At 39.8% G+C, this 24,502-nt stretch carries 17 protein-coding genes; 2 read left to right on the top strand and 15 right to left on the bottom strand.

Features of this window, described 5'->3' with window-relative positions; translation table 11 throughout:
• Positions 1-82: 82 nt before the first annotated feature.
• The 14 genes from ACFFAP_RS01770 to ACFFAP_RS01705 all read right to left on the bottom strand — a co-directional run bounded on the left by ACFFAP_RS01770 (position 83) and on the right by ACFFAP_RS01705 (position 19,295).
• Positions 83-2,311 (bottom strand): GumC family protein, encoded by a 2,229-nt coding sequence (locus tag ACFFAP_RS01770; protein ID WP_375509612.1) that lies wholly within the window; start codon positions 2,309-2,311, stop codon positions 83-85.
• 127 nt (positions 2,312-2,438) lie between these two features.
• On the bottom strand, positions 2,439-3,539 hold the full coding sequence (locus tag ACFFAP_RS01765) for a glycosyltransferase (protein ID WP_375509611.1): 1,101 nt from the start codon (positions 3,537-3,539) through the stop codon (positions 2,439-2,441).
• 302 nt (positions 3,540-3,841) lie between these two features.
• Positions 3,842-5,155, bottom strand: coding sequence for an NAD(P)H-dependent oxidoreductase (locus ACFFAP_RS01760; RefSeq protein ID WP_375509610.1), 1,314 nt, complete (start codon positions 5,153-5,155; stop codon positions 3,842-3,844).
• Between the two features lie 202 nt (positions 5,156-5,357).
• Entirely contained in the window at positions 5,358-6,602 is a 1,245-nt protein-coding gene (locus ACFFAP_RS01755) for a glycosyltransferase (RefSeq protein ID WP_375509609.1), read from the bottom strand.
• A 224-nt stretch (positions 6,603-6,826) separates the two neighbouring features.
• Positions 6,827-7,384, bottom strand: coding sequence for a dTDP-4-dehydrorhamnose 3,5-epimerase (gene rfbC / locus ACFFAP_RS01750; protein WP_375509608.1), 558 nt, complete (start codon positions 7,382-7,384; stop codon positions 6,827-6,829).
• Between the two features lie 148 nt (positions 7,385-7,532).
• Entirely contained in the window at positions 7,533-8,384 is an 852-nt protein-coding gene (locus tag ACFFAP_RS01745) for a phytanoyl-CoA dioxygenase (protein WP_375509607.1), read from the bottom strand.
• 49 nt (positions 8,385-8,433) lie between these two features.
• Positions 8,434-9,441, bottom strand: coding sequence for a glycosyltransferase family 2 protein (locus tag ACFFAP_RS01740; RefSeq protein WP_375509606.1), 1,008 nt, complete (start codon positions 9,439-9,441; stop codon positions 8,434-8,436).
• Positions 9,442-9,667: 226 nt separating this feature from the next.
• The gene (locus ACFFAP_RS01735; RefSeq protein WP_375509605.1) at positions 9,668-10,936 is read right to left on the bottom strand and encodes a methyltransferase domain-containing protein; all 1,269 of its coding nucleotides are present in this window, start codon (positions 10,934-10,936) and stop codon (positions 9,668-9,670) included.
• Between the two features lie 110 nt (positions 10,937-11,046).
• Positions 11,047-12,075, bottom strand: a complete 1,029-nt coding sequence (locus ACFFAP_RS01730) for an NAD-dependent epimerase/dehydratase family protein (protein WP_375509604.1) — start codon at positions 12,073-12,075, stop codon at positions 11,047-11,049.
• A gap of 800 nt (positions 12,076-12,875) precedes the next feature.
• The gene (lhgO, locus tag ACFFAP_RS01725) at positions 12,876-14,105 is read right to left on the bottom strand and encodes an L-2-hydroxyglutarate oxidase (protein WP_375509603.1); all 1,230 of its coding nucleotides are present in this window, start codon (positions 14,103-14,105) and stop codon (positions 12,876-12,878) included.
• Between the two features lie 95 nt (positions 14,106-14,200).
• Positions 14,201-14,974, bottom strand: coding sequence for a glucose-1-phosphate cytidylyltransferase (gene rfbF, locus ACFFAP_RS01720; protein WP_375509602.1), 774 nt, complete (start codon positions 14,972-14,974; stop codon positions 14,201-14,203).
• A gap of 481 nt (positions 14,975-15,455) precedes the next feature.
• A complete protein-coding gene (locus ACFFAP_RS01715; RefSeq protein ID WP_375509601.1) occupies positions 15,456-17,624 on the bottom strand; it encodes a tetratricopeptide repeat protein in 2,169 nt (722 codons plus the stop codon).
• Positions 17,625-17,679: 55 nt separating this feature from the next.
• Positions 17,680-18,462 carry a PP2C family serine/threonine-protein phosphatase gene (locus ACFFAP_RS01710; protein WP_375509600.1) on the bottom strand — a complete coding sequence of 261 codons (783 nt, stop codon included), beginning with the start codon at positions 18,460-18,462 and terminating at the stop codon, positions 17,680-17,682.
• 158 nt (positions 18,463-18,620) lie between these two features.
• On the bottom strand, positions 18,621-19,295 hold the full coding sequence (locus ACFFAP_RS01705) for a VWA domain-containing protein (RefSeq protein ID WP_334885512.1): 675 nt from the start codon (positions 19,293-19,295) through the stop codon (positions 18,621-18,623).
• 727 nt (positions 19,296-20,022) lie between these two features.
• Between ACFFAP_RS01705 and ACFFAP_RS01700 the strand changes: the two genes are divergently transcribed.
• Positions 20,023-21,408, top strand: a complete 1,386-nt coding sequence (locus tag ACFFAP_RS01700; RefSeq protein WP_375509599.1) for a response regulator — start codon at positions 20,023-20,025, stop codon at positions 21,406-21,408.
• Positions 21,409-21,749: 341 nt separating this feature from the next.
• Here ACFFAP_RS01700 and ACFFAP_RS01695 read toward each other — a convergent pair whose 3' ends face one another.
• On the bottom strand, positions 21,750-22,901 hold the full coding sequence (locus ACFFAP_RS01695) for a hypothetical protein (RefSeq protein WP_375509598.1): 1,152 nt from the start codon (positions 22,899-22,901) through the stop codon (positions 21,750-21,752).
• 1,039 nt (positions 22,902-23,940) lie between these two features.
• Here ACFFAP_RS01695 and ACFFAP_RS01690 point away from each other — a divergent pair.
• Positions 23,941-24,438, top strand: coding sequence for a hypothetical protein (locus ACFFAP_RS01690; RefSeq protein WP_375509597.1), 498 nt, complete (start codon positions 23,941-23,943; stop codon positions 24,436-24,438).
• The last annotated feature ends 64 nt before the right edge of the window (positions 24,439-24,502 follow it).

Raw genomic sequence — 24,502 nt, 5'->3', positions numbered from 1 at the left:
GCGCCCCTACTGCGTGTTGCATTTAAACTGATTAGATCCCTGACTTCTTAGAGAAGTCGGGGATCTATCGTAACCGTACTAGCTACTTTTCTACAGCTTGACGCAGAGCTAATTGCTGTTGTTTGATATAAGGTACGTAATTACTACTAGAGTTTGATACCCCATTAGCTACAACCCCAATCAGATTTAACTTACTCAGCATGGCTGTTGCTTGACTAAGCTGACTTCGCGTCACAATGCCAATGCTTGCTACCATGACCACGCTACGACAAGATGATGCGGTGAGCATAGCATCCACCAAGCCGAGAACTGGGGGAGCATCTATGAGTACCAAATCATAGTTTTCCTCAAATGCTGCCATTAATTCGATCATGCGAGGGGAACTCAACAGATTAGCTGGGTCAGCAGGCTTGGGGCCAGCTGTCAAAATATCGATGTAAGCGGAACCTGAGTATTGAAGACTAATCTGGTTGGGTAGAGTTGCATCACTAGCCAGTAGAGTTGAAAGCCCCTGTTCATTAGGAAGATTCAGTTGTTCGTGCAGACTGGGATCGCGTAAATTGGCATCAATCAGCAGTACTTTTTTATGTAAACGGGCAGCACTCATCGCCAAACCCAACGCCAAAGCTGACTTACCCTCATCGGCTAAAGCTGAGGTGATCATCAAAGATTTCAAGTTAGCAACAGTATTTAAAAGTTCAATGTTTTTGTAAATCAGATCCAGCGATTCCCAACGCGGTGGAGATTGCAATACCTGAATTGTCCAGGGGGCGAGAACTTCTGGCTTACCAAAAGGCAACTTGATCATTGATTCTTTGGGTTTGGCTGGCGGTAATTTGGGAGTTGTTCCCAACAAAGGCATGGCCATTTGCTTCTCTAATTCAGCAGTGGTGTGAACTGCATCATCAGCTGATTCTCGAATAAAGGCAGCAATGCCTCCTAACATAAATCCAACCACAGCACCTAACAACAAGTTCTGTTGGAGATTGGGGCCTAATTGTGTGCCTTTTTGAGGTTCTTCCACAACTTCCCAATTAAATCCACCCTTGGAAAGTTCTTGCCGCAATTGCTGTTCTGCTCTTAAAAGCTGCTCTAACCTTTCACGGCTAAATTGCAACTGCGGTAGCATCCGATTGTAATAAGCCAAAAGAGGCGGGAAGCGTTTGATTTCAAAACGCATCTCATTTTCTTTTTGGGCCAAAGTTTGATCGCGAGCAGTTAAAGCAACTATAGTTGTCTGCGTTTCTACCAACTGACCAGCTAGGCTGAGATCAATTTGCCCAAGCTGTCCTTTTTCGAGAAGAGAGTCTCCATTCGTGAATGCACTAGCAGACTTTTCGCCTAAAGTTCTTCCTACTTCTTGTTGCAATAATTCCTTCTGGCTTTGAAGCTGTTCTTTGAGCTTTTGCACACTCGGAGTTTCATCTGTAAAGCGTAAGCGTTCCTGTGCTAATGCCAGTTCGCTTTTTTGGATTTCGTTTAGTAAGCCTTGATAGCGAGTAGATTGACTCAGACGAGAAGCAACTAGAGCATTTTGAGGAGAACGGTTAAGTTGTTCTTCCAAAGATTTTTGGCGTGCTAATGCTTCGCCATACTGGGCACGAGTTGTCTGTCTTTCTTGGGCAATATTATTTAAAGCTGTTTCAATAGCTTTGGCTTGTGACTCTGGATCAATTAAGTTCTGATTTCTGCGAAACCTTTGGAGGTTTGTCTCAGCCGCGTTTACTTCTTCACTAGCTTTACTTAACTGTTCCCTAATAATTTGCAGACCTTTTTGTAACCGAGAATTCTGTTGTTGTTTGTTATATTCCACATAAACTTGTCGAATTGTGCCCAGAACTTTTTGTGTCTTTTCTGGATCTTTAGCAGTGTATTCAACTTGAAATATTTTAGTAGCGACATTATCTTCTTTGCTCCTTAATTGAGTTAAAACTAAGGAAGCTTTAATCTCAGCTACACTTATATCTGGATAATCAGACTGAAGTTTATCAACTGCTTTTTGGATGAGTCCCGAACTCTGCATCAAGTTAAGCTGGGTTGCAGTATCTATGACCACATTAGAGTCAGTAAATTGGTTGTCTACCCCCGCTCCTTCTGTCTTACCTTGATAGTTTGGTTCTACTAGCAATTGCATGGAACTTTTATAAGTTGGCTTGGTTTTAAAAGTTACCATGCCTGCAATAGCAATAGAAGTAACTAATACTGCTAGAAACCAAGGAAATCTTCGCACCAATACGGCAAACAATTGTCCGTAGCTTGGTTCAGTTTCCGAAGCTGGAGTTAGATGAGGATTTAGACTACTTTGAACCACTTTTATTATCCTTGTCTTCAAGACTTACGCTAAGAGATATCCCGAAGAATACCTATTTTTTTACAAACCACCCAGGAGGAGAGATAAAAATAAATAGGTAATCTTATAGTAGAAAGAGATTACGAAATTAAATAAATAATTGCTGCACACCACAAGCTTGGTTAATAATTTGCTCAACTTTCCCAAAGAAGGCATTCTCTGAAAAGTTTGCTACTGCGTGGTTACGGATGTGATCGTAATCCCAAGAAATGCTATTAGCTTCTAGTAATGCAATTTGTAGAGATTCAGGTGTTTGTCTTTTGAAAAAGACTCCTGTTTCACCTGGTATTTGAGTATCTAATACTCCACCTGCTCCGTATGCTATGACTGGTGTGCCGCTAGCATTAGCCTCTACTGGAACTAATCCGTAGTCTTCTAAGGCAGCGACAATAATAGACTTGGCTTTGGAAAACAAGTCTTTGCGGGTTTTATCACTTACGTGTCCCAAGAATTCAATATTTTTTAATGCTTTGGATTTTAACCGAGCAAGTTCAGGCCCATCACCTGATATTAATAACCGCCATCCTAGCCAATTAAAAGCTTCAACTATTATATCAAGACGCTTATAGCTAATCATCCGGGCTGAGGCCAGATAATATTCATCTTTTATATCTGAAAAAAGAAATTTACTAGTATCAATTGGATAGTTTACCATCATTGCCTTTTTGCCATAAATATTTTCAATACGGCGGGCAACAACACTAGAATTAGCAATGTAAAGGTCAGGTTCCTGTGCATATTTCAGGTCTACCTTTCTCATTACTTGAAAAACTTGTTCGATTAAAGGAGCAAAATATCTATAGTCTCCGTATTCTCTTAAATAAGTTGCTGTATCCCATAAGAAACGGGTGACATTATGGCAAAAACAAATATGGCGGGCATTTGGGTTTTTTCGCACTGCTTTAGCGAAGCTGGTGCTACTGCTAATAATTAGATCGTAGTCTTGCAGATCTAAGGCACGAAAGGCAGGAAAATATAGAGGAGCCATCGACCTAAAATATTTTACTGCACCAGGAATTTTTTGTAAAAAGGTTGTGTTGACTATGCGATCGCCTAGATCAATAGTTTTTTGTGGATCATACAGAGATGTGAAAATATCTGCTTCGGGATAGCGCTTACAAAGCAGTTCAAACACACGCTCTGCCCCACCTCGCTGGGTTAAATAATCATGGACTAGAGCAATTTTCATGAATTTGACCTAAAGTTTCGATCAGGTTTATTTCAACGCTCCCCAGCAAGTTACTATCAACAACTTTAGTCTTCAGCAGTATAACTCCTATCCTCTTCACAAAATTCTTGCTACAAATACGTTGCTAGGGACCTTGGATATCTCCCCAACCCTCCTTTTTAAGGGGGGCTTTTTCTTCTTTTTACCCCCAATTTATCGGGGGTCGCCGCAGGCGGGGGGATCTTATCCGAAACGTATTAGGGGCGTACAGCTGTACACCCCTACAGCCAATTCATTTGTTGCGAATATTTTTGGAACCGATATTACCCAACTGCTACTAAGATTTTTTCTGAGGCGAAATAAGTGTTTTGCTCAGTTCTTAGTTGGTCGCAGAGTCTGCCTTCAGGTAATTCTACATCCTCGTATGTGAGGACTTGATCCTTAGAAATATCTCGTTTGAGGCGACACCCTTCAGCTAAACCAATTGGTAGGAGATTTTGCTGTTGGACGATGGGGGAATTTTCACATTGTCCGTAGGTCATGTAGTAACCGATGCCATCCAGGGTTTCTCCTGCTTTCAGGTCGATTTTGGCAGTAGTGACAACATCTACTAGCGGGCCTGCTAGTGGAGACATAACCGCATCACCAAATAAGACAGCACGCGCTACGGACAGAGGAACTTCAAAATGACAGAGGTGATAAGGAGTATGGAAGCTGTAAAGTGGGCCTTCGCCTAATTTGTATAAGTTGAGATAGTGGCGTTGCTTGGGGTCGTCGTGAGTGGCAAATACATATACGCCTGGTCCTGGTTTTGCTCCAACTACATAATCGACAATGCCGCCCAGTTCTTTGAGTTGTTCAACATCATATAGCTGGGTCATTTCATCGACATAACCGTTGAAGTCATATCCTAGCATTCCCCGTTTGGCGACTTTCATCCCTGTGGCATTGGCAACGATCGCTTGCTCAAAGGAAATTTTGGTTCCGTCTGCAAAGCTAGCCACCATGTGAGGCTTTTGACCCCAACGTTTAGCAAATCCTTCCTGGGTGGTGGGATTGCGATAAGGGTCTTGGAGTCCTTTAATGTTACCGCACAATAACGGAGTTAGACCAATGCTTTTTACAAAACGGTAGAGGTTCATTTGCACCCCTGGTTGATCGCCATCACAGGCGCTGAGGATCACACCTGCTTTGTCAGCATAGACTTTGAGGATGGGGCCAATAGTGCCGTCGAGTTCGGCATTCATCATGATCACATGCTTGCAATGAGCGATCGCTTCCATAACGATGTGAGCGCCAAATTCCACTGCACCTGTGACTTCGATTAATGCATCAATGCCCTCAGCCCGACACAGTAACTTAGCGTCTTCTGTGACTGCATACTTACCGTTAGCGATCGCATCTTCTAATTCGCTGACAGTTGCAACAACTTGAATATCTTCAATTCCTGCTTCCGAATAAGCTTGTTTAGCTGCATCAATCTGGCGATTGGATATAGCAACTAACTCCATTCCTGGCACTGAATTGACAATTTGGTTGGCAATTCCTCGACCCATAAAACCAGCACCAATCATTCCCACTTTGATAGGATTTCCTGCTGCTGCACGAGCTTGTAAGGCGCGATCGATAATAATCATGAACTAAACTCCTTTTTGGAACTGTTGGTTGTGATACAAATTCTCTATAAACTTGCACTTAATAATTTTTTACAGCTATAGCGGTTCCCGACCTGGTTTCAAAGCTACTAACCTTGGTGAAAAACATTTAAAAAGATTTAATTGTACCTCAGTTGCTTAGGAAACGCTATAAATATTAAGTACATTTTCATGGAAACTAGGATTAGCTATGGCTAGTAACTGGTTGTTTGCTAAATGCTATAGAACCAGTCTGTTTTTTATGGTTGTGATTTTCGATAATTTGCTCTACAACATTTCTGTAAACTTGAGCAAACTTTTCTTTGGTATGATTTGCTCTTGCATATTCCCAAGCCTGACGAGACATCAGCTTTAGGTCTTCTACAGGCAAATTGGAAATACTTCTAACTTTCGCCTTAATTTCGTCAACGGAAAGATTATCAAAAATCACACCAAAATCGTGAACATCCACACCAGATTCGTAGCTCAAAATCGGGATTAACCCGGCTTGTAAGCAACTGATTACTGCTCCTGACTGTCCTTCAGAAACAGAAGGATAAACAAGCCCTAAACAGTTATTTGTCACCTCTATCAAGTCAGGGCTACTAACATCAATCCAACCATAAGTGTGGATATTAGGTGTTTCGTACAGTTCTTTATAGAAAGCTTGCTCAAATTCTTTGTCACTACTTACCGGGCCACAAACTGTTAAATGGTATTCCGGCATTTGGGCAAAGGCATCTAAAACTAAATCTAATCCTTTGAGGACTAAAGCACTACCACCAAACCACAGAAAACGCTTTCTTACCGCTTCAAAATCTTTCTTGTCGGGATAAGGATAAACTACAGGCGAAGAAATTGGGATACGATACATCGGTTTGTTGGCATACTTGAATGTATCAGTTGTGAAATCGTTACCCAACACAATCGCGCAATCGGCATATTCAATTCCTAAGTTAGGAACTTCAAATCGCTGTGGTTTTAAGGTGATACCTTTGCGCCGTTGTAGTTCTAGAAGTCTGTTGCATTCTGCTGCATTGCGAAACACCATATTCGCAATGTCAACGTGGAAAATCTTGATGCAATCTTTATTGAGTTTTGGTGCAAGCGCTTCCATTCGATGACGGATATCAATGAAAAATGCGTAGTCTTTTTGAGGAACAAATTTATCATTGTGGAACTGGATAACATCAACGTTGTAACCCAAGTCTAAAAAAGTTTGGGCTATTTGCCAAACTTCCCAGTACCAAGTATGGTCATTAGGCATTGGCTGACCAGGTTTTAATAGGAATGGCTCAATCCGATAAGAAAGAAGTACATTCCCCTTGGAAGGCTGTTTAGGCTTTAGGGAAACAACCTGTAATGCCTTAGCGTAATTGATGCGAGCTTGGACTTTTTTAGAGACAAAAGAGATAGTATTTCCGACACGAGATAGAAGATTATTTGGCATTTATTTCTATCCTAATTAATTATTGTATTACCTCATACAGACGAGCCAGTGTGTTGTCTAGTACAATATCTAAGCTAGTAATGAAAAGTTTGTATTAAGCACAAAGCGTGCTTAGAGGATAAGGACTAAAGTCCTTACTATGAACTTACTTACTCATCAATTTAAACTTGACAGACTACTAGTTATCTGCACTAAAACACCTGGCGCAGAGAAAGAGTCTATAGTTATCTAGAAGCTATACCGCCAACAGTCATCATTCTCAACAAAGGCCAATTTAAATCTTTTTCAGATATTTCAGTCACATCTAAAGGCCAATCAATGGCAAAGAATGGGTCGTCATAGCGTAAACCTCTTTCATACCCTGGCGTGTAAAATTCGCCCACTTGATATATAACTTCAGTCTCATCTGTAAGTGCTTGATAGCCATGAGCAAACATTTCTGGAACATACAAAGCACGGCGGTTTTCTGGGGTTAACTCTACACCAATGTGTGATAAAAAGCTGTGAGATTCAGGACGCATATCAATAATTACGTCATAGATTGCGCCTTTAGTACAGCGAATTAATTTTGTTTCTGCTGCTGGCAGAATTTGATAGTGCATTCCCCGGATAGTGCCTTTTTTATAGTTAAAAGACAGGTTACATTGGGCAACTGTTGGGTTTAATCCGTGTGCTTCAAATTCTTGAGCGCAGAAAGACCGAGCAAAAAAACCACGGTGGTCTGGCTTTTCTTCTAAATCAATAATGAATGCGTCTTTGAGTGCGGTTTCGGTGAAAATCATGTGATTCCTTTGTAATGAATGTTGAGTACAGAAAATATTTGCTAACTGCTTAGTGTTTGCGCCAGAAAATAACAGTAATTAATGTGGATTTAATCACTTACAACATTTTAGAGTGCGTTACTTTTCTAACACATCCTATAAAAGGTTACTAAGTCGGAACTTTAGCTGTATCTGATGAAGAACGTAATTCTGCTCTGGGATATGTATCATCCCAATATTGCGTGCAGAGGTGTGGTCGTTCGGGGGGATTGGCTGTGTAACAAAAGAATAGTGTTGACCTGTCTTCTGTGCGGACTGTGCCGTGATGCAAAGTATTTTTCGTATCTACAAGAATGACAGTACCTGCTGGGCCTGGGCAGGATTTCCAAGCTGATTTGGGGATGACTGGTTTTACTTGTTCATCTTCGATACCTATATAGCCTGACTTCCAAAGTTTGTAATAAAGTTGAAAATAACTCCAACTAAATAAGGAAGTTAAAGAGCGGGGAAGGTATTCAAAAGGCCCAGTTTTTTCTTCTACATCATTCAAGTAAATGAAGATTTTGATAATGCGACGGTCTTCGGCATCACTATGCCATAAGAGTGTCCCAAACTGATGTTTGCTAGGAAAATCTTTACGTAAATGTACACCGTGGAAAGCAACAGGAAGACCAATATAATTTTCGATGATGTTGAGAAGTCTTTTCTCAATTCCCCAGGCATAAAATTCTGGTAAACCTGTAACTATGGTAATTTGTGGTAACTTTTCGTCTAGATGGTGATTGTTGGAATTTTCCATCTGAGACAATTGATGGTAAGCAGCTTTGAGCAGTTCTGAGCTAGAGTTTAACCCTAAATCTGCCAGTGTTGTGATGCAAACACCGTCTTTTTTAAGAGCCTTAAGGATGTTGCGATCGCTTCCTTCTAATGCTGGCAGATTTCTGCTATGCTTCCAACGGGCTACGTAATATTCAAAGTCAGAAGATAGTGTCGCTATTTTGCGTTTAATTGCACTAAACATGGCGTAAATTTTTCTCTTTTTGATACATATTTGTTAGTAATTTAATAGCTTATGGCTTATAAGTCCGCACTTCTTGAGTAGGTATTTCACTTGATTCTGCTAAACCAAGTTCTTTAGAAACCATCATGTCAAAAGCACACAAGCTAACTAAAGCCAAAAATGGAACTACTATTTTGATAGCGGACATAGGCCATCTTCTTAAAGCACCTAAGAAAACTTTCAAGTTGACTTCTTTACTGTTCTGCAAAAGCATCCGTCTACAAAACTGCTTAGAATATCCACTTTTTTCTAATTTCAAAATCACTTCGGGTATGTGTTTGTATTGCATTAACAGTGCAGATTTTGGTTCCTTCTGCCAATAACTCACACCAACAACACATTCCAAATAAGTCTCTTTAGTGACGATTACCCTGCCATTAGCAGCACAATATCCAGCTAAATATGCTAAAGATATCCAGTTATTCTCAGCATCTTGCCAATCTTGCAGAGCGCGTTTTACTAGGTCAGTGCGGTAAACTGTAGCAGTCAGAAAAATCACTGCGCCAACACTTTTTGAGAAACAATGTTCAAATATAGCTTTACCATCACCATTACCATCTTCACTATCTATATCAAACCAGCGATTACCAACAATTGTTGGTGGGTGAACTGGTTCACCAGTAATTTGGTTACGCCCGGAAAAGTTGAGGAACAATAATGATAAATCTTCATGCTGCTTGAGCTTGCTAATCACATAAGCAATGGCTCTATCTTGAATTGGGTCATCATCACCAATTGTCCAAACATATTTTGTTGTTGTAGAATTTAGGCAATACATAATATTTTTGACTACGCCTAAATTGTTTAAGTTTTTATTCGATTTAAATGTAATATTACTAAGTGTTGTTTGCCATTTTTGGCTTACTTCCTGAGTATTGTCTGTTGAACAATTATCAGAAACTAAAATTTCACAGTCGTCTTCAAAACCTTTAATAGCTTGAGCTAACCAAGTAAGTTGTTTATCTAGAAGTTGGGCACGATTAAATGTAGGAATGGCAATAGTCAGCAGTTTATTCATATTAAGCTCTAATCTGTAGTTAAGAAGGTACTAAGCTGCTTCCCAGTCTAATTTTTTGTGGTTCGGCGGCAAAAATTTATAGTAGATACACCTTTTAATTACTCTTTAGCGATTTCCAAAATACATCAAAACATTTGTTTTTTGGAAATAACTTAAATATTGCCCAGGCTCGCGCTCCCAGATAAATATAGTAAAAATAGGCAATTTATGGCTGTACAATTAGTAATTATGACGCTATTAAAATCTTATCCTGAATAGGAGATGGATAAATTTTAACTTCAGGAATTGGCACTACAAACTGTCCACCCCACTCTCCAATAAATGCCATTTGTTCCATAATTTCTTCCTTGAGATTCCAAGGCAATATTAGAAGATAATCTGGTTTAGTTTCGCGGATTTTATCTGGTTCAAAGATGGGAATATGAGTGCCAGGTAAAAATAAGCCTTGCTTGTAAGGATTGCAATCTACTGTGTAATCGATAAAATCTTTACCAATCCCACAGTAATTGAGCAATGTATTGCCTTTAGCTGGTGCGCCATAACCAGCGATTGATTTACGTTCTGCTTTAGCTGTCAAGAAAAAATTTAATAGTTTGTGCTTTGTTTCTTTGACTTTTTCTCCAAATGAAATGTAAGTCTCTATGCGATGCAGCCCGGCGGCAATTTCTTTAGCTTTCAGATGTCTAACTCGTTGACTAATGCTGAGATGAACAGCGTAATCATGTTTGGCATAAATTCTTAATGAACCGCCATGAGTTGGTAATTCCTCTACGTCAAAAAGTTGCAATTTGTGTGCTGCAAAGACTTTTTCGATAGTGAGGAATGAAAAATAAGAAAAATGCTCGTGATAAATAGTATCAAACTGATTTTGTTCAATAAGTTGCAAAATGTGAGGAAACTCCATCGTCAAAATACCATTTGGTTTGAGGATGAGTTTCATTCCAGCGATGAAATTATTTAAATCTGGTACATGAGCTAAAACATTATTACCTATCAAAAGGTCAGCTAGTTTACCTTGTATCACAAGTTCTTTAGCAGTTTCAATTCCAAAAAATTTGTTGATACTAGGAATGCCTCTATCTTCAGCAACTTTAGCTATATTTACTGCTGGTTCTATTCCTAAAACAGGGATTCCCTTTTCTAGAAAATATTGCAGTAGGTAGCCGTCGTTACTGGCAATTTCAATAACTTGATTATGATGATTAAAGCCAAATTTTTCTACCATCATATCCGTGTAAGCCTTGGCATGTTTTAGCCAACTTACCGAGTAAGAAGAAAAATAAGCATAATCGCTGAAAATGTGATCTGGTGTTTCAAACTGTTCTAATTGAACTAAAAGAGTGTCTTCAGAAACATAAGCGTGGAGAGGATAAAATTTCTCTGCATTATTTAGCTGTTTTGCTGTCAAATAAGCATTGGCTAAGGGCGACATTCCTAGATCAATAAAGGTTTGGTGCAGGGGTTGACCACTGAAACGACATTTTGCGATCGCCATAAGCTTTAACTCACTAATTGCAAATAATTTGATAGGTAGGATAAGTCCGAATCAACACTATTTGATTCGGAATCTTAGATTATTTTTTCGCTGCTGTTAGGCGACTCTAACTACTTTTTATTCCAGAAAAAATCTTTGTCAATTTGCTCGGTACGAATTAGATATTCTAGTTGTTTTAAACGAGTAAATCCTCTAAACAAGAAAGTATCTTCAGCCATATCTATTTGACTGAATAAATCAAATAGCTGCTGGGCCCCAAGTTGGGCATTCCAATCACACTTAAATCCAGGTAGGATTGTGTTGATTTTCTCGAAGGATACCCGATAGCTGCGGTTATCTGAGCCGTTGTCACCAAAGGACAATTTACAATCTGGAAAAATATCAGCAATAATTTCCGCGATTTCTTTGACGCGATAGTTGTTTGCTGTATCTCCCACGTTGAAGATTTGGTTATGTACAATATCCCGTGGTGCTTCTAAGGCGCAGACTATTGCTTTGCAAATATCCAGCGCGTGGACTAATGGCCGCCAGGGTGTACCATCACTGGTCATTTTGATTTGTTTGCTAGTCCATGCCAACCCTGCTAAGTTGTTTAAAACAATATCGAAGCGCATTCTGGGAGAAGCACCAAAGGCAGTTGCATTCCGCATAAATGTGGGAGAGAAATCATCATCAGCGAGTGGTCTGACATCTCTTTCTACGAGAGTTTTGCATTCTGCGTAAGCTGTTTGGGGATTAATTGGGGATTCTTCTGTGACATCACCTGCGGTAGCAACACCGTAGACGCTGCACGAAGACATATATACAAAACGACGCACACCCATAGCCTTAGCTAGGTTAGCTAGACGAACTGAACCTATATGATTAATTTCGTAGGTAATGTTAGGCGCCAATTGTCCGGCTGGGTCGTTGGAGAGTTCCGCCATGTGAACTATGGCTTCAACACCTTCTAAATCATCAGGGGTGATGTTGCGGATATCTTTGTTGAGGGTTTTGGGTGTCACCCCATTAGCGTTGTACAGCCAACCAACTTTATAGAAACCGGTATCTAGACCGATAACTTCATGTCCCCGTTCAATTAACAGAGGGGGTAATAACGAACCAAGATAGCCTTCTGTTCCAGTTACTAATATTTTCATTGTAGTTAATGCCTTTGTATTGATGAGTTAAATTTTTCGTTTAGTAGAGACGCACAGATGTTCGCCCTAGTGCGTGTTGCATCCAAGAGAGAACCGCTATATTTTTCGTTTGTATGCAAATACCCTCACTTCCATTCCTCTCTCCTCTTAGCAGAGAGGCTTTGAATCTTACTCCCATTCCCTTGTAGGGAAGGGGTTGGGGGTTAGGTCATTGGACTAAAACCAGAACCGCTATATATAACTTGAACTTGGCTAAAAGTCTTTACGTAGTTTGCCAACTTATATTATGTCCGCTTGATTACTTATTAAATCCGGAGAACCCGAAAGAGCCAAAGCTGTGCTTTGTCTCCCCTAATAGCCTGCGGGGAGGGGTTCTTTTCTTATGGGTAATTTGGCGGACAGATATTACCTATTGGGTAGCAGCACTCTATAGCGGTTCTTAATTGATGCACTAGACTTTTTTCTTGTGGGATGGGTATCTTACCCGTCTTATCAAATCCGCTTGATTGCACACAGTTACCGCAGAAGCTAACCCATAAATTACAAGGGTTGTGGCATATTTTAACTATGTGCATTTACCCGGATTTGATATCTCTTGTATTTCCAGGCTGGAAAAAATGCCCACTATACAAGATTCATCCTTTAATTCAGCAGCCCGGAAGTAATAACTATGATATTTATAGGACTCATATTTGATTGCGTGAAAAAAACTCAGTACACCTTTATTCCTTCTTCCAAGTATTGAGCGATGCACTGAGCGCACTCGTTGTGTCCCCAGTCTCTACGAGTAATTCACCGAATCAAATCGGATTGCTATATGCAGTTACTGCACTATCTAGATGCGAGAGTTGCGGAATTTCTGCCACAAGCGCTTTACCGATTTCTAGAGAAGATGTGGCCGCAGGAGAAGGAGCATTGCAAACATGAATGGAGTTTTGACCGGAAACGATCAAAAAGTCGTCTACAAGCTTGCCATCGTTCATTAAGGCTTGAGCGCGAACTCCTGCATGGGTGGGAACTAAATCTTCTGCTTGAATTTCAGGGATTAGTTTTTGCAAACTTCTGGTGAAGGCTGCTTTACTAAAAGAACGAATGACTTCTTGAATCCCTTCATCAGCATGTTTTGCTGCCAATTTCCAAAAACCAGGATAGGTGATGACTTCAAGAAAATCCTGTAAGTCAAAGTCGGTTTTTTTGTAACCTTCGCGCTTGAGTGACAGCACCGCGTTTGGCCCTGCATGGACGCTACCATCAATCATCCGGGTAAAGTGAACACCCAAAAAGGGAAAATCTGGATTGGGAACTGGGTAAATTAGTGTTTTAACCAGATAGCGTTTTTCTGGGGTGAGTTCGTAATATTCTCCCCGGAATGGGACAATTTTTGCTTGGGGTTCAACTTGACCTAATTTGGCGGTGCGATCGCTATGCAATCCAGTACAATTAATTACAAAGCGGGTTTCAAAGCTACCGTTGTTTGTTTGTAGTACCTGATTTTTACCACTTGGCGAGATTTTCAGAACTTTTGTCTTGAGGTGTAAATCTCCGCCCTGCAGTTGAATTAGCTGAGCATATTTCAAACAAACTTGCTTGTAATTAACAATACCTGTTGAGAATACCCGAAGTCCACCTACACATTTTACATGAGGTTCAATTTCTCTGACTTCTTCGGGGCTAATTCTCTTAACTTCTATGCCATTGTCTAAGCCGCGTTTGTAGAGATTTTCTAAGCGTGGTAGTTCTTGTTCTTCAGTTGCAACAATTACCTTACCACAAACTTCATGCTCAATTCCATGCTCTTGACAAAACTCTACCATTGAGCGAGAACCGTCACGACAAAATTTAGCTTTGAAACTGCCTGGTTTGTAGTAAATACCAGAATGAATCACCCCACTATTATTGCCGGTTTGGTGAAATGCCCATCGACTCTCTTTTTCTACTACTAAAATACGGGCATTGGGATAGCGTTTTCCTAAAGCCAACGCTGTAGAAAGCCCAACTATTCCCCCACCTATAATTGCAAAATCATACATTAGGATTATTGTACTTGAAATTACAGTAAATCTATAAAATTGCGAGTGGGGAGTTAAAACTCATAACTCCTAACTCATAACTCCTAACTCTTCTCTTACCAAACTTTCCAAGGGGCTTTAGTGCTTTTCCATAGCTCCTCTAGGTAGTTCTTATCGCGTAAAGTATCCATAGGTTGCCAAAAACCATCATGTTTGAAAGCCGATAGTTGTTCCATATCAGCTAGCTTTTCTAATGGCTCTTGCTCCCACACGGTAGAGTCATCAGCAATCAAATTGATTACTTCTGGTTCTAACACAAAATAACCGCCATTAATCCAAGCTCCATCACCTTCAGGCTTCTCTCGAAAGCTGGTGATTTTAGTTTGCTCATATCCTAAGGAAATAGCACCAAAACGTCCGGCTGGTTGAACGGCTGTAAGTGTTCCTAAGGTCTTTTGTTCTTTATGAAATTTAACTAGCTCGGTAATATTAATATTACTTACACCATCACCATAAGTAAAGCAAAAAGTCTCATTACCAAGATGTTCGCTGATTCGCTTTAAGCGTCCGCCTGTCATGGTATTATCACCCGTGTTGACTAAGGTGACACGCCAGGGTTCAGCGTAACCAGAATGCACGTTCATCTGGTTAAATCGCATATCAAAGGTAACATCTGACATGTGTAAGAAGTAGTTAGCAAAATACTCCTTAATTATGTAACCTTTGTAACCGCAACAAATAATGAAGTCATTAATGCCGTGAGCAGAGTAAGTTTTCATTATGTGCCAGAGAATTGGCTTACCACCAATTTCAACCATCGGCTTGGGTCTGATACTAGTTTCTTCACTGAGGCGTGTACCAAGCCCTCCAGCCAAAATCACCGCTTTCATGCAATTACCTCGGAGATTTGTGAGATTTTATTATTTGACCGTGCCAATTTTAGATTTTAGATTTGCAATTTGGGATTAGTCATCGAACGTCACGAGCCTATGAGTAGATTTGTTCTGCCCATTTTCATAGCGGGGCATGTACCAAAAAACTCTTTTAATCGAAAATCCAAAATCCAAAATCTAAAATTGGTTGACTTTATCGACATGAAGAGGATGCACTTATATAGAGAAAAATTGATTTCTTTTTTATTTTCTCAGTCAATAATCTAACTGTAATTTTCGGAAAAATTATGAAGGAAATATAAATTAAAATCTTTCCTATATAAATGCTATATGAATATCTATAAATAGGAAAATAAATTACTCTTTTAAATAAAAATGTTACCCAATAAATAACTAGGGTTAGCGTCAGCTAACCCTAATCAGGCTTTATTTCTGAAATCTAAACCAATAATATGCCAGTAAAAAAACTTACTTGTTTTTAGTTAGTTTTTTCTACATTACTTGAACTTTGGAATAAAGGGTCACATTTATTTTCTATGACTACACACATGTTACTGAGTGCCTGCTGATAATTATCCATATCATCTTGCTCAAGGAAGAATTTGGCAGATGCCTGTATATCTTCGACAGCTTTCGCCTGATTTTTGTTAGATTCATTACCGCCATATTGTGCTAGTTCATAGCGAACCATGCCTCGTTTGAGATACACTTTTGCTAGTTTGGGGCTGATAGTTAATGCTTGGTTAAAGTCAGCGATCGCTAGATTATATTCTTGCTCATAATTGCTGCTATATTGAGCAATTTGATAATAGACAACACCACGCTGAAAGTAAGCTTCTGCTTTGGATACATTAAGTTTTATCGCGTGAGTAAAATCTGCGATCGCTTTTTTGTAAGCTTGTTGAGATTCACCGCTATATTTAGCCATTTGGGTGCGAACAATGCCGCGTCTGATATAAGCTTCAATTTCATTACTATCGAGACCAATGGCGCGATTATAGTCTGCGATCGCTAGGTTATACTCTAAGTCGGGATCGTTGCTATATTCGGCGAGCATATAGCGGGCATTACCCCGATTCACAAGAGCTTTAGTTTGATTGGGATTGATTTTGAGAGCTTGGCTATAATCTACAACTGCTCCTTCATAATCTTTCATGTTATAGCGAGCATTGCCACGATTTACAATAGCTCTGGCATGTGTCGGTTCTTGTTCAATTGCTCCGGTAAAACTGGCAATTGCTTTTTCATAATCTCGGTCTTTGTAAGCAGTATAACCCTGCTGATAGTAATCAGCGAAGCTGAGTTTGTTATTCGTCTGGCGAGACTTAAGTGTTTGTTGAGTGTAAGCATTTTGAGAAACCAACGGCTGAGTAAATTTAATCATTACGTCCGCATATCCCAATAAACCAAAACCCAGCAAGCAACAAATAATCGGGTACAACTTTGACTTCTTGGAACGTTTATAAGATGCACCGCTTGGGGTAATTACTGGCTGCCAATAATTAGCTGAGTGCGGTGACATGGTTCGCTGTGGAAAATGCGGTGTCTGGGTGTAGTGCTTTTTCCGTTTGATTCGCGGTTGAAGATGTTCTCTAGCTTCTATAGCCCGATGTGATGGGAAGGGGTCGCGTCCGCCTAATCGCACGGTACGTTCACACCAGGGACAGCTACGTATATGGTTGTTGTAGCGATGCTGAGGATTTGTCGTGCAGGTAATCAGGGAATCTTCGGCTTCAGCAATAGCTGATAGCCAACTCTGGGCACTGGGGCGCAGCAGTGGGTTGTTGTGACCGTCTTCAAAACAACGGACAAATAGTTCTTGTAGGCTGGGATGGAGAATTTCCCAAGGGGGTGCAATAGGTGTCGGCAGGTAGGGTACGTAGCGCTTTTGGCTGTAAGTGAAATGACCCGATGCAATGCGGGCTTCGTAGGGCGGTGGCTCAATAGCGCCTTGAAAAATCCCTGAAAATGGGTGCGTGCCTTCCATTAAGAGTTGAAATACTAGCACCCCTAACCCAAATAAGTCGTGAGAAATTTCGCGATCGTGCTGGGCAAAAGTTTTATTCTGTAGTTCTGGTGGGGTAAACTCTGGTTTACCTACTGGGCAGCGATAAACAACATTGCTGTTTGGTTCGAGTACTTGGAAAGAGTCTGTGTCTATCAAAGTCACCAGTGCTGTGTCACTGACGAGGATATTTGACTCATTCACATCACCAATGCAATATCCACTAGCGTGCAAAGCTGCAAAAGCCGCCGCCAAGTTACGAGCCGTGCGGAGCAGGTACTGATAGTTGAATAGGGGACAGTGTTGGCGACGAGTTCTGGGGTTATAAAAGTCGATGATTGGACGCATCCCTTGAATGCGTGGCATCAAAAAGCCCAGGATGATATTTTTGCCATCTGCCGCCCGTAATAAATCCTCTGGCCAAGCGATAGAGATATGCCCTAAACTCGCCGTAGGGTTTTCTGGCGGGTTGGCAAGCATCGCTTGGAGTTTATCAGCATGGGCAGTCGTTGGCTTGTGGTAAATCTTTGCCACCAAGTTGTTATCGGATGGCACTGCATAAACACAAGCCTCACCGCCACGTCCCAAACTGACATTGAGACTGAGGATTTCTTTTCTAGGGGAACAACGTAGTACCTGCATAATGAAATTACCGCTAACGGAGTTATTTGAGATGTGAAACCTGTAAATTTTTTGCTTATGAGTTGTTGAATGCAGCTATAATGAGTGTCAAATCATCATCAGTGCGTTGCGTAATCCGCTCTGAGCGTAAAAACTTTACCAACTGCTCCTTCGCTTCTGTCTTATCCTCGGCATTAGCTACAAATTCAAATAGGGGAAAAAAGAAGGGTTTGTGAGGTTCGCCAACAACCATATTCAAAGCCAGCATTTGTAGTCCATCAGTGATGATGCCAACATTTACTATGTCTGTGCGCCAGACTCTCATCTGCGCTGTATCTAAGGCAGTAGGAGAAGTTAAAAAAGTAGTTTCGTTTATGTATTCGCCACTGTCGGGTATAGTAAGTGCCAGGAGGTTGCCCATGCTATCTTTTGCCACTGCCAAACCATCACCTATTTGGATTACAGCTACAACTTCTGGTGTGGCGACCATCACAATTAAGGTAGTTGCTAAATCTTGAAGCTGTTTGTCACAAGTAGCCGCCTCATCATCCACAGCTTTTTTGGCGGCTAGTATGGCATCATTTAAGAGCGATCGCACATAAGCATCATCAGTCAAAATTTTCCGGGTGAGTCCTTTGGTGGAAATGTTTTCTATTGCTGTCTCCACAGCAATCATCGCTCCCACTTTCCCAAGGCTAGCAGAACCCGCGCCATCTGCTGCGGCTGCCACTAAAACGTTATCTGATAATACCTGCCAGTGATGAGCATCCTGACATAACTGATTGTTTTTTAAGTGACTTGTACCACATACAGACGCAGCCACAATCCGCCATTGAGCAATCTGTTTTGATATGTTCATAGATTTTTTTCCAGCAGCTAGTACCGCAAGGCGGAAGTCAAAAATCACGCATTCACGCATTCACGCATGCTTTAATTTTGGGCTTTATGGCTGTAATGAAATGATAGGTTTATTTCCGCCGACCTGTACTAGTAGTGTAAACATCATGTAATTTTTAATTAAACAGTCCCCCAACCAATCGGCGGTAGTGCTACCTGTTCGTCTACTTGAGAATGAGAAACAGCTGACATACTAGTTGACAGCCAAACAAACATCTCGATAAAATTTAATCCTTTCAGCTTTAGGGGGGTACGCACAGCTATTTGATTTAAACGAGTCATATTCGCATTTTCTACACCTACTGTAAAAAATGCTACACGCTTATTCGCCTCATCTCCCTGTAGGCGCTGGGATGCTTGCTCTACCACATGCTCTAACTCGCCTTGTGGTTCTCCATCGGTAATCATAAATACCCAAGGACGATAGTAAGCAATCCCATTGGCACGATACTGAGATTTCCGCTCTTGAATTATGTCTAAAGCTTTATGAATTCCTGCACCCATTGTAGTCAATCCCTGAGCTGTCAAAATCGGCGGATTGAATTGATCGGCAGTCACAAAGTCTTGTACTACATTGATATTACTATCAAAAGTTACGATCGCCACTTCCACCCGTCTTGCGGCTAAGGAATTTTTGACTAATTCATCCTTTAAACTTAGTAAACCCTGATTTAAAGCCTCAATCGGGTCTCCTTGCATTGAGCCAGATGTGTCTAGTAAGAGTACACAAGGACAACGTGGTTCTGGGTTCTCAGCAAATTCTACTACTTCATCAAGTCTTAATGTATCATCCATAACTTTTTGTGTTATGTTATAATTCAAAGCCTTATTTCCCTTTTCTCAGAGTATATAATTACAGTCGCCAAGGCGACTTACAGAATATAGTATCTAGTGGTAGATGCTCTAATTTTTATTAAACAAATTTTTTTCATGAAGTTCTCGACATATTTAAGAAGAACTTGATAATAGCTTAGTTTAGCAAAAAAGAGTTTATCAAAACCCAGCATTCCCTGTTGTAATGTATCTACCCAAAATTTATATCCATTAACCCTACAGTACAATAAATACGTAAACTTTCCTAGATAACTTTTTAAAGATTTTATGTAGAAGAATCGTTCTTTTACATAAAAGGAATTAACCATAATTAAGATCATTAGCTCTAGAAGTATAGCAGTGTAACTGCAAAAACTTGGAATCAAATTTACTCTTTTAAGTGAGTCGGCATAAATAAACATCATTATTAAGGTCTTCAGCCAAGAGTTGGTAATTAACATCTACTGATAGTCTAGCTATGATCAGTGTTTACGTTTATTCATACCCACTTATTTTTTTTAGATAGAATAATTAAGTATAATGTGCCAAATGTAACAAATAAGCTCTCAGGTCTTATTCCTTTATATATACATATTTTAAAAGGAATATTTTGTACAGAGAGAAATATTACAAAGAAGAAAATATTTCATAGCTGATATTTTCAATTTACAAATGTTCGGTTGTTGATTCCGCAAAAAACTTGAGAAATATGAATAATTCCGGTGCATTCACCAAACTACGTCCTCTAAGTTTGTTAAGACAGTTATCCAATTGCTCCGACAGTACTTGTTTACAAGCATTGAGTAACTCAGTTTCTTGGTCGATTTACCTAGAACAGGGAAGAATAACCTACGCTACCCATTCAGTGGAACCATTTGATCGGCTAGAACGTCATTTGCGTCGCCTCAGCCACCAAATTCCCCTGCTTACCAGTGAGGTTCGTGTTCAACTACGTCTAATGTTTGAACCTGATTCACACGCTCAGTTAATCGAAGATGACAGCAATTCGAGAAGCCACCCTCCTGAGTATCAGGCTATATCCTGGCTTGTTAGTCAACAACATCTACATTCTACACAAGCAGCAGTGCTGATTCAAGAATTAGTTCAAGAGGTGATTGAATCATTTTTGCTAATCAAAGAAGGTACTTATGAATTAGCAGAACCACTTGAGAGAATGCCAAGAATTTGCAGGTTAGATGTAGAAAAAACCCTAGAACGTTGCCAAGTAAGATTACAAAATTGGCAAGCTTTTGTTCCTCAAATTTATTCTCCATATCAACGTCCATATCTGTTGATTAACAGTAAAATTGAAGAAAAAGATTTATCAAAACTTCAGCCAGCTTTAACTAGTTGGATGAAGGGTTTCAGCCTGTGTCATCTGGCCGTAATTTTGAATCAAGATGAAATCCAACTGGCTCGCATTTTATACCCTTACATACTTCAGGGTGCGATTATCTTGCATGAAGCCGATCCACCTTATGATAAATTACCAAAGATATTTGAGGAGCAATCGCTGATCTCAAAATTCATTCCAAAGTTAGTTGACACTAAAAAAGAACTAAATATCACCGTTAACTCTTACCTAGATATTTCTGAAGAGAATATAGCTCCTGTTCAACGATTACCAGAGATTTCTGCTCCTTTAAAAGAGAACTTTCAAGAACCAACAATATCAAATAACATAAATTCTGCTTCCCAAAGAGTAACGGCTGCTACTGTAACGGCACAAAAATTCCACAAAATCGTTTCTGTAGATGATAGCCCCACAATTCTCAAAGAAATTAGCCGTTTATTAGAAAATGAAAATTTTTCTGTAGTGACTATTAACGATCCACTAAAAGCCGCTTTGTCAATTATAAGGCACAAACCGGACTTAATTTTGCTGGATTTAAACATGTTAGGAATAGACGGTTATGAATTGTGCCGGATTATACGAAATAATTCCATATTTCAGAAGACTCCTATTATCTTTGTCACTGGGAATAAAGGGATTGTAGACAAAGTAAAAGCAAAATTAGTTGGGGCATCTGGATATCTGACTAAACCGTTTACTCGCGCCGAATTACTGAAAATAATCTTTATGCATTTGACTTAAATTAACCACTCCAATGAGTTTTTTCTACACATTGCTTTGTGCTATAATCTACACATGACTACGAATCTAGAAGTATCTGTGTTCATCTGCGGTTAATTATTTTTTCTATACCTTACCCACTAGATTTCAAAGAGTAATACTTCTGGGTTAATTACAGATTTAAATTTTTGAAGTGCTAGAAGGTTGATTCTTGCGCCGCTCAATGAGAGCAATGTCATCTGCAAAGCTTAAACCAGAAGTATTGTATTCAAAATGTAATCAACTCAAGTTGGCAAAAAGGGCCATTGCCACAATAGACAGACTTACCGATGCAAAAACTGGCTTCTGTCTGCTACAAACTTTTAGGCTATGGTAGAGAAATCATAATTTGGGTTGTTATAGCCTGGATTTGATATGGCGGATGTTACAAGGTCAGAACTACTGAGTAAACTGCTGACATCAGTTCCTATATTTTGGCTAGGCTTATTACTACCTAGTGATATCAGTTCGCCACTAACAGGGAAATTCCAGCCTTCATTACCAACGAGTGTTTTGTCATCACCACTGGCTTCAATCCGGTTTCCAAGGAGATTGCTGTTAGTTACATTGGCAGTGTTGCCACTACCAAGGATATCGTTTTTACTACCAGGTAGTGTATTGGCATTACCAAGGATGTCGTTGTTATTGCCTAAGTTCCAGTTACCGTTACCGTTGGTTGTGTTCTCGTTACCAAAGCCCCAGTTGCCATTACCTTCGGTTTTGCCGCCATCACCGTAGTTCCAGTTACCGTTACCGTTGGTTGTGTTACCGCTACCAAAATTCCAGTTACCATTACCGTCGGTTGTGTTGTTACTACCATATAGCCAGTTACCGTTACCTTGGCCACTGTTACCGATAGCATTTGCACCATCTAATTTTTGAATATCAGATATCCAGTTGTCGCTCTTATAAGGTACAGGTTGACCGTTGCCAGTTTCAGGTAGGTTGCTTCCACTTTCCTTGGAAGGCGGAGTGCTGCCAAATGGTAAGTTACCAGGGAGGTTGCTACCGTCACCAGATGCGCCACCACCAGTAAAGGGGTTGGTACCGCCACCAGATGCGTTAGCACCAGCAAAGGGGTTGGTACCGCCACCAGATGCGTTACTACCAGATGCGCCACCACCAGCAAAGGGGTTGCTACCACCACCTAAGGCACTAATATCACCGCCAACGACTCCGATTAGTTGATTGAACGGATTATTGGTATCAGTTAAAGCCCGCTCGTCAAGTGGTCGCTCATAATTATATTTGTACTTTCCATCTTCACTGGTTGTGGATGAGTTACCACCACCAATGAAGGAAGCGAAAATATTACTATCACTAGCAGCGCCACCAAAGCTACTGCCACCATCTAGACTGCTGCCATCGGTAGACTGCCATTTGCCATCACTGAAAGAAAAATTGCCATTACCAGTTGAACTGTTGCTAGTACTTTGTGAGCCAACAGTTTGATTGCTATTGTCAGAAGTTGCCATTAGAATTAAACTCCTATTACTCAAACTGAAATTTCTCTATCAAGAGGAAGATCAACGACATGAATGAAAGCATTTTTTTACTTTCATTTTCAATAAAAAATACTAATAAAAACAGCAAGCACCACACTTAGTAAAAGTCTAGAAGATCAGATTTACATTTAAAATGAACAAAATTTCGATTGGATTGCCGATTCTTTTGATATTGTTAAGGTAGATTTAAGAAAAATGTCCGATAATCCTTATGGTGAATGCTTTAGAGGCAATTTTTACAGTGATTTTTCGGCACAAACAGGGCAAATTTACCTCTTTGGAGTTATACAATACAATGTAATGTATTAAACTACAAAAAAAAGTGAAGTGTGATTTTTGTAGTCTATTGAGTGAGAAAATATTACTTGTGAGATTTTATCGAGTTTTAAAGATTTAAGTTCTGCGTTCGCCAGAGCAAACGCATCTAAATTACTCTTAATCGCAACCAATGTTAAGAACCAACGAAAAAATCGGCATTTCTTATTTGATTATTTTCCATTAAAACCATGTCTACGACAGGCTACGCCTTGTGAAATCGTGGTCATTACTCATCGCATAAAACTGGGCTTGTTGAGAACAGAGAAAAAATAATGTCCCTTTTACATAATGTAATAATTGCTCAACTATGGAGTAATAATGCTAGAAAGTAAAACTAGAGTGAATTTTCAAGATAAATTAAGCAATGAATTCTTTGAAAAGCGCTGTTGAAGTTCTTGAAATCAGAAAAAAGCTTATGTATTTAGATTGCTGGTTTTATGGGATTCTAACTCAAGCGTGAGAAGCCAAACGGCTCTCAATTGTAATGGTTATGCAAGAAGCGATGTCTACGATGGTCACTGAGCTTGCCGTTCGCGCAGCGTCTCGCAGAGAAGTGCGGGCTGCGCCTATGCCTAAAAGTTAGCTAATTGCGTTTTGTGTTTTGAAGCTTCACTCTAGCAGAAAACAGAATAATTTATCAGCCTGCTTTCTGGCTCAACTAATAAAAATTACTGACTATGGAGTATAAAAAATGAAAAATATAGTAAGCACAGCAGTTATATTAACATTTCTTGGTGGAGGAAATTGTCTTCCTAGCTATGGACTCTTATCAAATATCAAGCCTTCAAGAATAGAAGTCCAATCAATTGCTCAAGGTAATCATCAACAATTGATGGCTAGAGTTGGAACTACTTTAGATACTCCATTTTATCTTAAATATGGAAAGACAGCTTACCTCCCCACTGAAAAGATTGAAATCAAATTTTCAAAAGTTATCCAGGATTCTCGGTGTCCAACTAAAGTAACTTGTATTTGGCAAGGGCAAGTTATTATAGGATTAGACATCATAAAAAATGGTCAGCAAGTTTCAACATTAATGCTAACCCTTATACCAGGTAGTGATGCTTTACCAATTCAATTTTTAGATAAATATTCGGTGAGATTGATAGAGGTTTCCCCGTACCCACATAGCGGACAGACGAGCGCACTCAAAGACTACATTGCTAAAATTGTTGTTAGTAAACCGTAGATGACCAACCTTTGACCTTTTTTTAATTAAAAATTAAAAGTTAAAAATTAAAAATTAATCAGAA

It is taken from the genome of uncultured Nostoc sp. (genome assembly GCF_964245575.1).
Classification (GTDB): domain Bacteria; phylum Cyanobacteriota; class Cyanobacteriia; order Cyanobacteriales; family Nostocaceae; genus Nostoc.
This window is presented reverse-complemented; position numbering and strand designations above follow the sequence as displayed.

Excerpts from the sequence above, each read along its gene's own strand:
- ACFFAP_RS01765 (WP_375509611.1), bottom strand. The coding sequence starts at position 3,539 with ATGAAAATTGCTCTAGTCCATGATTATTTAACCCAGCGAGGTGGGGCA.
- ACFFAP_RS01760 (WP_375509610.1), bottom strand. The coding sequence starts at position 5,155 with ATGATTATTATCGATCGCGCCTTACAAGCTCGTGCAGCAGCAGGAAAT.
- ACFFAP_RS01755 (WP_375509609.1), bottom strand. The coding sequence starts at position 6,602 with ATGCCAAATAATCTTCTATCTCGTGTCGGAAATACTATCTCTTTTGTC.
- rfbC (WP_375509608.1), bottom strand. The coding sequence starts at position 7,384 with ATGATTTTCACCGAAACCGCACTCAAAGACGCATTCATTATTGATTTA.
- ACFFAP_RS01745 (WP_375509607.1), bottom strand. The coding sequence starts at position 8,384 with ATGTTTAGTGCAATTAAACGCAAAATAGCGACACTATCTTCTGACTTT.
- ACFFAP_RS01740 (WP_375509606.1), bottom strand. The coding sequence starts at position 9,441 with ATGAATAAACTGCTGACTATTGCCATTCCTACATTTAATCGTGCCCAA.
- ACFFAP_RS01735 (WP_375509605.1), bottom strand. The coding sequence starts at position 10,936 with ATGGCGATCGCAAAATGTCGTTTCAGTGGTCAACCCCTGCACCAAACC.
- ACFFAP_RS01730 (WP_375509604.1), bottom strand. The coding sequence starts at position 12,075 with ATGAAAATATTAGTAACTGGAACAGAAGGCTATCTTGGTTCGTTATTA.
- lhgO (WP_375509603.1), bottom strand. The coding sequence starts at position 14,105 with ATGTATGATTTTGCAATTATAGGTGGGGGAATAGTTGGGCTTTCTACA.
- rfbF (WP_375509602.1), bottom strand. The coding sequence starts at position 14,974 with ATGAAAGCGGTGATTTTGGCTGGAGGGCTTGGTACACGCCTCAGTGAA.
- ACFFAP_RS01715 (WP_375509601.1), bottom strand. The coding sequence starts at position 17,624 with ATGCAGGTACTACGTTGTTCCCCTAGAAAAGAAATCCTCAGTCTCAAT.
- ACFFAP_RS01710 (WP_375509600.1), bottom strand. The coding sequence starts at position 18,462 with ATGAACATATCAAAACAGATTGCTCAATGGCGGATTGTGGCTGCGTCT.
- ACFFAP_RS01705 (WP_334885512.1), bottom strand. The coding sequence starts at position 19,295 with ATGGATGATACATTAAGACTTGATGAAGTAGTAGAATTTGCTGAGAAC.
- ACFFAP_RS01700 (WP_375509599.1), top strand. The coding sequence starts at position 20,023 with ATGAATAATTCCGGTGCATTCACCAAACTACGTCCTCTAAGTTTGTTA.
- ACFFAP_RS01695 (WP_375509598.1), bottom strand. The coding sequence starts at position 22,901 with ATGGCAACTTCTGACAATAGCAATCAAACTGTTGGCTCACAAAGTACT.
- ACFFAP_RS01690 (WP_375509597.1), top strand. The coding sequence starts at position 23,941 with ATGAAAAATATAGTAAGCACAGCAGTTATATTAACATTTCTTGGTGGA.